We start from the raw sequence: 13055 nt of genomic DNA, 5'->3' as shown, positions 1-13055 counted from the left end.
CTTAATTGTCCGAAAACGCACCTTTCCTGTTTCTAACGGACCGGAAAGCCGCTATTTCCTCCCAAATAGGCTTGATCGTACGTTTAGATGCTCAATAAGGTCTTTGGAGTCCGTTACAGATGGAATCGGTCTTTTCCAGCTAAATAACGGCGCTGAGGTCCGTTAGAAATCAACAAAGAAGTAAGGAGTGGATACCCATGAAACCGATCGACCCGCAAAGCTACTATTCCTTCCGCGATGCGGAAAAAGAAATCGAGTTCCACCGGCACGACATGCCGACCCCATGGATGAACTATTTGTCCAACGGCACATTCCATACGATGTTGTCCCATGCGGGCGGCGGGGTCGCGTTTTACAAATCGCCGCAAATTTGGCGGATTACGCGCTATCGGTTTTTTCACCTGCCGATGGATCGCTCGGGCCCCTATATTTACCTCCAGGACGCGGACTCGGGGACGTACTGGTGCCCCACCAACGAACCTGCTGCCGCCAAACCGGATACCTGGAAAAGCACCCACGGCCTCGGCTACACCCGGTTTGAAGCGAGGAGGGACGGAATCGCGGCCCAAACGTTGTATTTCGTGGGTCCCTACGAAAATTCGCTGATTTGGAAATTAACCTTGTCCAATGAAACCTCGGTAGCCAAAGAACTGAAAGTTTACGCTTACGTGGAGTTCGGGATGATGGAATTCATGCGCGAGCTGCAGTGGCAATGCTATAACAAGCACCAGGTCTCCGTGCAGTACCGTCCGTCCGAAGCGTTGGTGTACCGGTATGGCGTTGAAAATCAACCGAAGCCGGAGGAGACGCCGCTCGTTTATTTTGCTTCCGACGCGCCGCTGTCCGGATATGACGGCGACCGCGAGGAATTTATCGGCAGCTATCGCAGCGAGGCCAATCCGGCGGCGATCGAAGAAGGAGGCTGCCGCGGATCGACGCTGATGGGCGGAGATCCTTGCGGCGCGCTGCAATTCAAGGTCACGCTGCAGCCGGGCGAAAGCCGGACCCTTCATCTCTTCCTTGGCACGGCCCAAGATGAAGCGGAGGTTGAAGAGGCGCTTGCACGCTCCCGGGAAGAAGGATTCGCGGAGCGTTCTTTTCAAGGGCTTCGATCCTTTTGGGACGGTTATCTCGGAGCTTGGGAGTGCCGGCTGCCGGATCCGGACGCCGAGCGGATGCTGAACATCTGGAACCCGTATCAAGCGCATCGCAACTTTCTGTTTTCACGGAATATTTCCTTCTATGCTACCGGAACGTTCCGCGGTGTCGGGTACCGGGACACATCGCAGGATATATTGGCGGTCGTGCCGTTTGATACGGCGCAAGCGCTGGGCAAGCTGCGGCTACTGCTCGGCCAGCAGTACCGGGACGGGCACGCAAACCACTACTTTTTCCCTCATGAAGGTTGGGAGCCGGTGACGAGCATCCATTCCGACGATCATTTATGGCCGGCATTGGCGGCTTGGGACCTGTTAGCTGAAACCGGGGACGCCGCGTTTTTGCTAGCGGAGGTGCCTTACTACGATGGCGGTCAAGGAACAGTATACGAGCACTTGAAGGCCGCGATCGATTTTACGGCGTCGAAGCTGGGACCCAACGGGTTCCCGTTGATGCTGCGATCGGATTGGAACGACCAGTTGTTCCGGGTGTGCCGCAAGGGTCGGGGGGAGAGCATTTGGACCGCCATGCAGCTTGGCCTGGTGTTGTTACGGATGGTTGATCTCGCCGTCGCCGCCGGCCGTCCGGAGGATGTCGCGAAATACAAGACCATGTACGAACAACAGCGGGAGCTGGTCAACCGCATTGGCTGGGACGGCCGCTGGTTCCGCCGCGCCATTATGGATGACGGCCGTTTCCTTGGGAGCGATGAGCACGAGGAAGCAAAAATCTGGCTGAACGCCCAAACCTGGGCGGTTCTATCCGGGATGGCCGATCCGGAGAAAGGTCGGCAAGCGATGGACAGCGTTCGGGAGCTGCTGGACACGGAGCTTGGCATCAAAAAAATCCACCCTTCCATCAGCACGTTTCCCGATCCCGCCGATCCTTTGACGAATTACAACAAGGGGACGGGGGAGAACGGGGCGGTATTCTGCCACGCCAATACCTGGGCGATCATGGCCGAATGCCTGCTCGGGCGAGGGGATGTCGCCTACAAGTATTACCGCCAGCTGCTCCCGAACGTGGCGATGGACCAAGCGGGCTTGTGGCGGTATAAGGCGGAGCCATATGTCTACGCCTCAAACTTGTTTGGGCCGGAGTCCGACAAGTTCGGATTGGCCAATGTGTCCTGGCTGACCGGGACGGCCGCTTGGATGTACGTCGCCGCGACGCAATATATCCTGGGCATCAAACCGGTGCTGCAGGGCTTGTCCGTCAACCCCTGCATTCCCGCGGATTGGGAAGGGTTCACGGTGAAACGCCGGTTCCGCGGTTGCGACTACGAGATTACGGTTCGCAACGAAAGCCGGGTTAGCCAGGGCTTAAAACACATCACCGTCGACGGTCAGCCGCTGGAGGGCCATGTCCTGCCGGCTTATCCCGGACGCTCATCCGTCCGTGTTGACGTCGTCATGTAACTTGAAAAATCCATCAAGCCAACCTACAGGAGGATAAAATGAACTGGAATGAATGGATCGAACAAACGCTGGACATTACGCGAACGAATATCTCCCGTTTTCAAACCCGTTTTCCGCATGTCAGCCAGGGAGAGGGCAAGTACCAGCTGGTGGAGCATACCGATTGGACCGAAGGCTTCTGGTCGGGTATCTTATGGCTTAGCTACGAGTACAGCCGGGACGAAACGATCCGTCAAGCGGCTGAAGCGGCCACGGCGTCTTTTCAAGACCGGCTTACGCGGCGGAGCCATTTGGAGCATCACGACATCGGCTTTCTATATCTGTTGTCCACCGGGGCGCAGTGGATCGTAGAGCAAGATGAGGCCGCCCGGAAGTCGACTCTGGAAGCGGCCGATTTGCTGCTGACACGGTGGCGGCCAACTGCCCGCATCCTGCAAGCCTGGGGCCCTGAGGGGGATGAAATCAACGGCGGACGCATCATCATCGATTGCCTCATGAACTTGCCCTTACTCTATTGGGCCAGCCAGCAAACCGGGGATCCCGAATATGCCGACATCGCCCGGATTCATGCCGAGCAAAGCCAGCGATTCTTGGTGAGAGGCGACGGCTCGTCGTATCACACGTTTTATTTCGACACCGCGACCGGCGATGCGGTTCGGGGCGGCACGCATCAGGGCTATCGCGACGGATCGACCTGGACGCGGGGGCAGGCTTGGGGAATCTACGGATTTGCGCTCTCCTACCGTTATTTCCGGGAAGCTTCTTTTTTGGATACATCCAAGCGGCTGGCCCGTTATTTCATCGATCATCTACCTGCGGATCTCATTGCTTATTGGGATTTTGATGCGCCTCAAAATGAAAGCGAACCTCGGGATAGTTCGGCTTCTGCGATCGCGGCATGCGGCGTTCTGGAACTCGTGGAGCATTTACCCGCCGATGACCCGGACCGGGCGAAACTGCTGGCTTTTGCCGAACGTGCCGTGGCGTCGCTGGCGAAGCATTGTTTCTCGGGCGGCACGAACGGGGCCCGGGAAGGCGAAGGCTTCCTGCGACACGGCTCCTACTATGTGAGGGGCGGTATCGCAACCGATGATTATGTGATCTGGGGGGATTATTTTTACCTCGAAGCGTTGATGCGCCTTGGCCACGGGATCCCGGGATATTGGTACGAACGCGGGCGTTAATTCACGTGAATCCGGGGTTGGTCTGTATGATAAAGGAGAAATGTTCTATTTTTAGCAAAAATGCGTAATTCCGTTCTATTCAGAACGTTGTTTTGTTTCTATTCCGGCTCGGGGCAGCGTGATACGCTTGTACCGGTAGCGGGAGGACCAAGGTTATCGGGGGATTGAGTTTTGCAAGCGATTTCAGTTTGAGGAGGCGAGAAGTGTGAAAAGGGGAAAAGGTTGGCGAATCGGGCTCTGGTTTGTAGCGTTGATGACGCTGCTGCCGACAACTACGGGGTATGCGGCCGCTGAACTTACAGAGGTTCCTTATCCGATGGATTCCAGCAACCAGGCGGGATGGTGGTCGCCGCTGGATACGTATGGAACGGGGTATGAATACGCTTATATGGCTTACAATGCGCCTGGGGGCACAGCGGGTATGCATACGGTATATATCGCCAGAAGAGACGGAACGGGGGCTTGGAGCAATATCCCGGTCATGAACGGGTCCGTCGTAGCCGAGTATAACGACGATTTAGGTCACAACCAGCCCTCCATCGCGAGGGACGGCAGCGGCCGGTTCCATGTGTTTGCCTCGATGCACGATAATAACTGGCGATATTTTCGATCGGATACGGTAGGCGGAGCTCCTCAGAATCATTCGGCGGATATGCCGGGTCCGGATATGAAAATCTCTTATCCAATCGTCAAAACCGCGCCAAACGGGGATTTGTATCTCTTCGCACGGGCGGCCAAAGATCCTGCGGGGAAACGGGAAGGCGTCCTGTTCCATTGGGATAATACGGCCTCGACTTGGAGTCAGATCGGTGTGATCGCATCAACGCTGAATCGGTCCGTTTATCCGGACGACTTGGCTTTTGATGCGAATGGCGATATGCATATTTTGTTCGAGTGGGCGCATTTTGCAGCCAGCGCGTTACGCCATGAGCTGTCGTACCTGAAGTACAGCCCAGCCACAGGCAGCTTTACGAAGGCGGATGGAACGCCGGTGTCCCTTCCGGCGACGTTGTCTACGGCCGATATCGTCCAGCCTTTAGCCCCTGGCGAAACCTACGTGCAGAGCGGCGACGATCCGGGCGGACCCGGCGTGCAAAGCGCCAAAATGACGGTGGACTCCGCAGGACGGCCGATCATCGCCTACCGTTACCGTGAAGCAGGCAGCGCGAATTTCGCCGTGAAGCAGGCAACCTACGGCACGGGAGGCTGGGAGCTGCAAACGGTCTTTGATGCCGCCGCGACGCGGGCTGCGGTGGATGTCACCTGGACCGGCACGGAAGCGAGAATCTACTACGTGAAGCAAAGCGGTGCGGATCGGGCCTTCGTGGCCGTGAATTCGAGCGGAGCCGGATGGACCGAGACCTCGTTGGCCCCTGGCAAACCGATCGAACGGCTGGCAGTGGAGCGTAGCGCCAAAGGCGTCGATATCCTGTACCTGGTGGATATCCCGAATCTCAAGTTATATTACGGCAGGAATAACTGAAGTGAAATTAAAGCTCTTGGACGAGAGAAGGGTCCAAGAGCTTTTTTACTTTTTTTTTCAAAGTCTTATCGCTTCACCCAAGCCAGCTGCAAATCCATCTCCCGGATGCATTCGTCGGTGTCGTACCGGTTGTTGTCGATAAGCGGCGTAACCGCGTAGGCCTTCATTTCCTCCGCTGCATGCGGACGCAAGATGGGGTCCAGCGCGTCGAGATCATTGATCTCCTCGTCCAGCCAGCGGGTCATATCCTCAGGAGACAAAATCGCTGGCATGCGGCTCTCAAACTCTCCGATCAGCGGATTGGCATCCGTCATGACGAGGGTGCAGGTGCGGAGCGGCTCGCCTCGCGTATCCCGCCAAATTTCGTACAGTCCGGCCACACCAAACATGCCGCGGTTTTTCAGAACCACCCGGACGGGGTATTCTTTCTTGCCTTCCTTCCTCCAATAATAGAAGCCATTGCACGGGATGATGCAACGCTGCGTGCTGATGATTCGGCGGTACGTCGGATTCTGGTGGACGTTATGCAGATCCGCGTTAACCGCGTCTTTTCCCCAATACGGAACAAACCCCCAACGGAACTCGTCGAGCACCCGCTCCCCATCCTGCTGAAGCACGACCGGCGTCGGTTGCGTGGGACTGATGTTGAAGCGGTTCTTGTAATAGCTCATGACCCGCCCGATTTGAAAATGCTCCTGGACTTCCGGCAACTCGGCCGCGATGGAAAACCGTTGACACATGAAATATCTTCCTCCTTTGATCGATTGTGATGTAGTGTTTGTAAAAGGAGGAAAATAATTCTTTTTCTTAGCTAAAAATGATTTAATTCATGGATTTACTTGTGCTTCATGTTCCAAGATGAGAGAAAGGATCCTGTTAAATCAAATTCCTTCGTACAGGCACGCCTAGGCCTCCGCCCACATACAATGAAATGACCCAAAATGAAGCGAGGTTGTATTCATTGTGATGTGAATCAGCAGGAGGTGTCATCATTGCCTGGATTGTTTACCGCAATTGCTTTGTTCATTAAACAGCTGACTTTGCTCGTATCGTATGTCAAAAATAATGCGTTTCCCCAGCCCTTGACCGAGGAGGAGGAAACGAAACACCTGCAGCGCATGGCGGAAGGGGATGCGGTTTCCCGCAATATTCTGATCGAGCATAATTTGCGGCTGGTGGCGCATATCGTGAAGAAATTCGATAACACCGGCGAGGATCTGGAGGATCTGATCTCGATCGGTACGATCGGTCTGATCAAGGCAATCGAGAGTTTTCGGCCGAATAAAGGGACGAAGCTGGCGACCTTCGCGGCCCGCTGCATCGAGAACGAAATCCTCATGCATTTGAGATCGCTGAAAAAAACGCGCAAGGACGTATCGCTGCATGATCCAATCGGTACAGATAAAGAAGGAAATGAAATCACCTTGATCGATATTTTGGGTACGGAAGCGGACGATGTGGTGGACCGGGTTCAACTGAAGATGGAGAAGAGCAAAATCTATCGGAACCTGGACATTCTGGACGCGAGGGAGCAGGAAGTGATTAAGGGACGTTTTGGCCTGGATCATGGGGGAGAAGAACGGACCCAGCGCGAAATCGCCAAGGAGCTCGGCATCAGCCGAAGTTATGTGTCACGGATCGAGAAGAGAGCGCTCATGAAGCTGTATCATGAGTTTTATAAGAAAAAATAATAAGAATTTGTTGTAGATGCCTAAGCGGGACCGAGCCATGCTCGGTCCCGCTTATTTTACAGTCAAGCGATTGAAATTGTGATACAATGGCGTCGTTGATTGTGAAGCAGCAGGAGCAAATATAAATGGATTAGGACGGACCCTATGAAGAGATTATTTCTTAAAATAGATTCAAAGAGACTGATCATCATGGTTATTGGTAATGTCTTTTTGGGGATGGGGATTAGTATTTTCAAGCTGTCCGGTATGGGCAACGATCCCTTCAGCGGCATGGTGATGGCGCTCGCAGATTCTCTCGGTATTGCGTATGCTCATTTTCTAATCCTACTTAACTTGATGTTGTTTGTAATCGAATGGATCATGGGTCGGAAATATATCGGAGCCGGGACTTTCGTCAATGCGATTCTTCTGGGCTATATCGTTACTTTCTTTCATAGTACCTGGCTTCATCTATTCGGCGAACCTCAGCTTTTTTGGCAACGGACGGTCGTTGTGGCGATTGGTGTGGTCGTTTGCAGTTTTGGGGTATCGCTGTACCAGACCTCGAATGTGGGAATAGCTCCGTATGATAGTTTGTCCTTGATTATGAAAAATCGCTTCCCGAAAATCTCTTATTTTTGGCATCGGATGTTTACAGACGCACTTTGTGCTTTGATCTGCTTCCTGGCTGGAGGCGTGATCGGTTTGGGAACGCTCGTGTCCGCGCTGGGTCTAGGACCCATCATCCACTTTTTTGATGTAAAATTTACGAAGAAGCTCTTGGCTTAACCGGGATGCTGTACAATCAAACCCCCGCCGACTTTATCGTCTGGCGGGGGTTTTGTGTTTATTTTACATCTTGAGTTATTGACGTTCCCCAATTTCGATGTTATATTGTGCATACACGATATGCACAATTATTTTTTTGGGGGAGGTACCGAATGCTGGCATTAGATATTCGTAACCTAAATAAGAAATACCCGAGCTTTGAGCTCAAAGATGTTTCGTTCCAGCTGGAGAAGGGCTATATCATGGGCTTTATCGGAGTCAATGGCGCGGGGAAAACCACCACGATCAAATCGATTCTGAATATGACTCACATCGATAGCGGTGAGGTTCATATTCTGGGGCGAAACATGAACGAGCACGAGCTTGAATTGAAACAAGACATCGGATTCGCCTTTGGAGGCATCGATTTTTACACGCGCAGTAAAATCAAGACATTGACCGAAACCATCAAAAAGTTCTATCGGAATTGGGACGACGAGACCTACTCCTATTACCTGCGGAGATTCAAACTGGATGAGAATAAGAAGATCGCCGATCTATCGACGGGCATGAAGGTTAAATACAGCCTTGCCCTTGCTTTGTCCCACGGGGCGAAGCTGCTCATTCTCGACGAGCCGACAAGCGGACTTGATCCGGCCTCACGGGATGATCTGCTGGACATTTTCCAGGAGTTGATCGTTGGCGGTGAAGTCAGCATTCTTTTCTCCACCCATATTACCTCCGACTTGGAGAAGTGCGCGGATTACATTACCTTTATCGCGAATGGGGAAATTATCCTTAGCTGCGAGAAGGAAGAATTCAAGGAATCTTATCTTCTGCTGAACGGTTCCGCGAGTGAACTGGACCAGGTGAAGGACCAGATGATTGCCTACAAGACGAATTCGTTTGGGTTTACGGGATTGATCCAAGCGAGCGACTTCGATCCGTCCTGCGGCATCAAGTCCGCCACGCCAAGCCTCGAGGATGTCTTGATCTATTACACGAAGAAGGGGGAGCAAATCCATGGTTAACTTGATTAAGAAAGATATCAGGCTGGGCGTACATCCCCTGTTTTTGATGATGCCTTTCCTAACGGGCGCTTTAATGTTCATTCCCGGCTGGGTTTACTTCGTAGTGATCCTGTATTTTTGCTGGATCACCATACCGAATATGTTTAACCAATTGAGATCGCAAAATGATTTGATGTTTACCTCGATGATGCCGGTCACGAAACGGGACATCGTGAAAGCGCGGGTATTCGTAGTCGCCGGATTGGAAACGGCGCATATTGTGGTTGCCCTGATCTTTGGCCTGATTAGCTCGCGTATCTATCCGGATTCGATGACCTATCTGTTCTTCCCGCCGAATTTGGGTTTCTTTGGTCTCTGTTTTGCCATGCTGGCGATCTTTAACCTTGTCTTTATAACCATGTATTACAAAACGGCGTATAAATTCGGCATGGCGCTGCTTGCCTCCACCGTGGCTGCTACGCTGTTCGCCGGGATTACCCAATGGCTCGGGATCGTGAATTCGGGGATGAACCGTATTTTCTATGGTACGGAAGCGAATCATGTGGCGTTTCAAGCATACATGCTGATTGCAGGAATCGTCATCTTCTTTGCATTTACCGCTGTGGCTTACCGGATGGCAGTCAAACGATTCCTTCAAGTGGAGATCCAATGAACGTAGCGATTTCGAACACTTCGGAGAAACCGATTTATCAACAGCTGTTTGAGCAAATTAGCGCTCAGATTTTGAAGGGTGAACTGGAGAGCGGCTACAGTCTCCCCCCGATCAGACAAGCTGCCCATGAGCTGCGGGTCAGTGTCATCACCGTCAAGAAGGCATGGGAAGAACTCGAACGGCGCGGTTTGATCCATACGGTTACTGGAAAAGGATGTTTCGTGGCCGAGTTCTCACCGGAGGAGATGTTGCGAATCCGCAACGAAATGGTGATGGAGCAATTGATGAATGAGGTGTCTTATTATAAGTCCTTTGGACTGAGCTTGGATGAGATGATCGAAATGTTGAAGAAGGTTTATTGATGAAGCGAAGAGAATAACGATTTTGCGTTATGTGTTACGAATCGATTGGAAATATAACGTTCGACTCCAAAAAGCCGCAGCAGCGGCTTTTTTCATTTTACGGTACATGGAAAGACTTAAAATTTTACGAATTTGAAACGTTTCCAAATTTATTATTGAAACGTTTCCACTTTGGTGCTATGATAGGATTCATAAGAGAGCTCGGGGGGGTTATATGGCAAGCATTAAGGATGTAGCCAACTTAGCTGGCGTCGCCGTGGGAACCGTATCCAGAGTCATCAATAACTCGGGGGCGGTCAAACCCAAGACGCGCAGAAAAGTGGAAGAGGCAATCAGGGAGTTAAATTATATCCCTAATGAAGTCGCTCGAAATTTTAAGATGCAAAAATCCAAGATGGTCGCTCTCTTGCTTCCAAGTATCTGGAATCCATTCTTCTCTGAACTGGCTTATTACATTGAGGATGAGTTGGATCGGGAAGGCTTCAAGCTCATGCTGTGTAACAGCGGGGGGAAGCCCGAAAAAGAACTGTACTACCTGGATATGCTTCGGCAAAACAAAGTGGCTGGAATAGTGGGGATCACTTACAACGATATCGAAAATAATGTGAGCCATGATATTCCGATCGTAAGTATTGACCGACACTTTAATAAGAAAATTACCTGTGTGACTTCGGATAATTTTGAAGGAGGACGCATGGCTTTACGGGAGTTAGTTAAAGCCGGTGCTCGAAAACCGGCTTTTATTGGGAGCGTCACTTCCGTATTTAGTGAGACCATGAACCGAAAAAAAGGATTCATGCACGAGGCTGAGGCACTGGGTGTCGAGTACGTGGTTTACGAGAAACCGGACCCTATTGTGGATGACGAAGCCTATTTTAATGAATTTTTTAATGAGCATGCAGCGGTGGATGGCATTTTTGCCATCACGGATATGCTGGCTGCCAACTACATCGAAAGAGCACGCAAACGAGGCATTCGTGTTCCGGAGGATGTCAAGGTGGTAGGTTATGACGGCATTCAGGACAATCCTTATTTTCACCCGATCTTGTCAACGATTAGACAACCGGTGGAAGAGATGGCGCGCATGGCGATTCGACTGCTATATAGCAAGATGGAAGGTGAACCTCTGACCGAGCAGGTCTATCGGATCCCGGTCACCTTCAAGCAGGGCGAAACAACTTGATTCCTTCAAAAGGAAAGAAAAACATCAGTTTATTCCGATTTCTATGAGAAACTGACGTTTTTCTTCTCAGAATTGGAAACGTTTCAAGTTTGAGTATCTGTGCGATAAACACTGAAAAACATTAAAGGTTTCAGTTGATGGATGGGATAGATTCGCGGTCTTCTGCACATAACAAATTGGAAACGTTTCAAAATAGAAGATTATTTTACCATGGAAAGGGAGTATTTCAATGACCTCAAGAACCAGCGGGGGGGAACCGAGGATGATCAAACCTCATGGGAATCGGAGATGGAGCCGGATCAAACGCGATTATGAGTTATACCTGTTCCTGCTTCCTATCCTAATCCTTTATCTCATCTTCAAGTATTATCCGATGTACGGCGTCCAAATCGCATTTAAGGATTTCTCGCCAAGTCAGGGGATCTGGGGGAGTGAATGGGTTGGGTTTCAGCACTTTATCGATTTCTTTGATTCCTATAACTTCTGGACCATCATTACCAATACGCTCTCCCTTAGTTTCCTATCGTTGATATTTGGCTTTCCGGCACCCATTATCATCGCCATTATGCTCAATCAGATGCTCGGCAAGAGATATAAGAAATTTGTTCAGACGGTGATCTATGCCCCGCACTTTATCTCTACCGTTGTGCTGGTCGGCATGCTGAACGTTTTTTTATCTCCCAACAGCGGCATCGTAAATCATATCATCACATGGTTTGGTGGAGAGCCTATTCTCTTTATGGCTGATGAGGGTTGGTTCCGTCCTTTGTATATCTTGTCCGGCATATGGCAGGAAACCGGGTTTTCAACAATCATCTACCTGGCGGCGCTTGCCGGAGTGAATCCGGAGCTGCATGAAGCGGCAATTATGGATGGTGCGAGTAAATGGAAGCGAATCTGGCATGTGGACATTCCAGGGATCTTGCCAACGATTGTGATTCTGTTGATTCTCGCGTTAGGCAACATCATGAGCATTGGATTTGAGAAGGCCTTCCTGATGCAAAGCGATTTGAACTATGCCACCTCCAATATCATCCCAACCTATGTTTACGAAATGGGGATTCAGAAAGCAGAGTACAGCTTCTCCACGGCAGTAGGCCTGTTTAATTCGCTGATTAATATTATCCTGATTGTCACTGTCAATCGAGTCGCCAAGAAGTTGACAGAAACTAGCTTGTGGTAGGAGGGGTCCACCTTGAATTCATTGCTGAAAAGAAAGAGCAGAGGGGACGTATGGTTTGATGTAACCAACTATTCCTTATTAACCATTGTGATGCTGCTCGTGTTATTCCCGTTATACTTTGTTCTGATCGCGTCATTTAGTGATCCCAACTATATCTACTCGGGAGAGGTTTGGCTGTTTCCCAAAGGCTTCACCTTGGATGGTTATGAGCGAATATTTAACGATTCCTCCATTTGGATAGGGTATGCCAATTCGATCCTTTACGCGACTTTAGGAACCCTCATTGGAGTGGCCGTCACCGTATTTGCAGCTTATCCGCTGGCTCGTCGAGATTTGGTGGGGAAATCAGTGATTATGTGGTTTCTAATGGTCACCATGTTTTTTAGCGGCGGGTTGATCCCAACGTATTTGCTGATTAAGGATCTCCACATGCTGAACACGATTTGGGCGCTGGTTATCCCCGGAGCGGGCGGCGTATTTAATGTGATCATCGTAAGAACCTTCTTTCAATCGACCATCCCGGATGAAATGTGGGAAGCCGCTTCGATAGATGGATGTTCCAATACCAGGTTCTTCTGGAGTATCGTTCTGCCGTTGTCCAAGTCCATCTTGGCGGTCATGGTGCTCTATCATGTAGTTGGTTTCTGGAATGGCTTCTTTGACGCTTTGATTTACCTGAATGATGAGAGCAAGTATCCCTTGCAATTGGTGCTTCGCAACATCCTTGTCCAAAATCAGGTGAACTCGGGGATGATGATTGATGTGGAATCTTACGCGGCCAAAATGCGCGTCACCGAGTTGATCAAATACGGCGTCATCATTGTATCCAGCTTACCTTTGCTGATTTTATATCCCTTCCTGCAAAAGTATTTTGTTAAAGGCGTCATGATCGGATCGATCAAGGGCTGATAGGAACAAGCGACTTGAAGGGGGGGATGCGGGCTTAGGGCTATTTCATCGCAA

The 13055-nt window shown here is 50.8% G+C and carries 12 protein-coding genes; 11 read left to right on the top strand and 1 reads right to left on the bottom strand.

Annotated elements, in window-relative coordinates; genetic code table 11:
- The first annotated feature begins 197 nt into the window (after nt 1-197).
- The 3 genes from KJS42_RS09835 to KJS42_RS09825 all read left to right on the top strand — a co-directional run bounded on the left by KJS42_RS09835 (nt 198) and on the right by KJS42_RS09825 (nt 5243).
- Nucleotides 198-2576: a GH36-type glycosyl hydrolase domain-containing protein gene (locus tag KJS42_RS09835; protein ID WP_213622732.1), complete on the top strand. Its 2379-nt coding sequence runs from the start codon at nt 198-200 to the stop codon at nt 2574-2576.
- A gap of 38 nt (nt 2577-2614) precedes the next feature.
- On the top strand, nt 2615-3760 hold the full coding sequence (locus KJS42_RS09830) for a glycoside hydrolase family 88 protein (protein WP_213622731.1): 1146 nt from the start codon (nt 2615-2617) through the stop codon (nt 3758-3760).
- Between the two features lie 205 nt (nt 3761-3965).
- Nucleotides 3966-5243, top strand: coding sequence for a BNR-4 repeat-containing protein (locus KJS42_RS09825; protein WP_213622730.1), 1278 nt, complete (start codon nt 3966-3968; stop codon nt 5241-5243).
- Between the two features lie 65 nt (nt 5244-5308).
- Here KJS42_RS09825 and KJS42_RS09820 read toward each other — a convergent pair whose 3' ends face one another.
- The gene (locus KJS42_RS09820) at nt 5309-5983 is read right to left on the bottom strand and encodes an SOS response-associated peptidase (protein WP_213622729.1); all 675 of its coding nucleotides are present in this window, start codon (nt 5981-5983) and stop codon (nt 5309-5311) included.
- 252 nt (nt 5984-6235) lie between these two features.
- On the opposite strand from KJS42_RS09820, the gene sigK reads away from it, so the two are divergent.
- The 8 genes from sigK to KJS42_RS09780 all read left to right on the top strand — a co-directional run bounded on the left by sigK (nt 6236) and on the right by KJS42_RS09780 (nt 13001).
- Nucleotides 6236-6934 (top strand): RNA polymerase sporulation sigma factor SigK, encoded by a 699-nt coding sequence (sigK, locus tag KJS42_RS09815; RefSeq protein ID WP_155605744.1) that lies wholly within the window; start codon nt 6236-6238, stop codon nt 6932-6934.
- Nucleotides 6935-7078: 144 nt separating this feature from the next.
- Nucleotides 7079-7702: a YczE/YyaS/YitT family protein gene (locus KJS42_RS09810; protein ID WP_244868431.1), complete on the top strand. Its 624-nt coding sequence runs from the start codon at nt 7079-7081 to the stop codon at nt 7700-7702.
- A 152-nt stretch (nt 7703-7854) separates the two neighbouring features.
- Nucleotides 7855-8712, top strand: a complete 858-nt coding sequence (locus KJS42_RS09805; protein ID WP_213622728.1) for an ABC transporter ATP-binding protein — start codon at nt 7855-7857, stop codon at nt 8710-8712.
- Nucleotides 8705-9364 (top strand): ABC-2 transporter permease, encoded by a 660-nt coding sequence (locus KJS42_RS09800; RefSeq protein ID WP_213622727.1) that lies wholly within the window; start codon nt 8705-8707, stop codon nt 9362-9364. The genes KJS42_RS09805 and KJS42_RS09800 overlap by 8 nt, the downstream gene beginning before the upstream one ends.
- Nucleotides 9361-9726: a GntR family transcriptional regulator gene (locus KJS42_RS09795; protein ID WP_155605740.1), complete on the top strand. Its 366-nt coding sequence runs from the start codon at nt 9361-9363 to the stop codon at nt 9724-9726. The genes KJS42_RS09800 and KJS42_RS09795 overlap by 4 nt, the downstream gene beginning before the upstream one ends.
- 214 nt (nt 9727-9940) lie before the next feature.
- On the top strand, nt 9941-10909 hold the full coding sequence (locus KJS42_RS09790) for a LacI family DNA-binding transcriptional regulator (RefSeq protein ID WP_193416509.1): 969 nt from the start codon (nt 9941-9943) through the stop codon (nt 10907-10909).
- A 229-nt stretch (nt 10910-11138) separates the two neighbouring features.
- A complete protein-coding gene (locus KJS42_RS09785) occupies nt 11139-12092 on the top strand; it encodes an ABC transporter permease (protein ID WP_193416508.1) in 954 nt (317 codons plus the stop codon).
- A 12-nt stretch (nt 12093-12104) separates the two neighbouring features.
- Complete coding sequence (locus tag KJS42_RS09780) at nt 12105-13001, top strand: carbohydrate ABC transporter permease (protein WP_193416507.1); 897 nt, start codon at nt 12105-12107, stop codon at nt 12999-13001.
- The last annotated feature ends 54 nt before the right edge of the window (nt 13002-13055 follow it).

The sequence above is a fragment of the Paenibacillus sp. J53TS2 genome (assembly GCF_018403305.1).
GTDB classification, from domain to species: domain Bacteria; phylum Bacillota; class Bacilli; order Paenibacillales; family Paenibacillaceae; genus Fontibacillus; species Fontibacillus rhizolycopersici.
The sequence above is the reverse complement of the archived record's forward strand: the minus strand, read 5'-3'. Positions and strand labels throughout refer to the sequence as shown.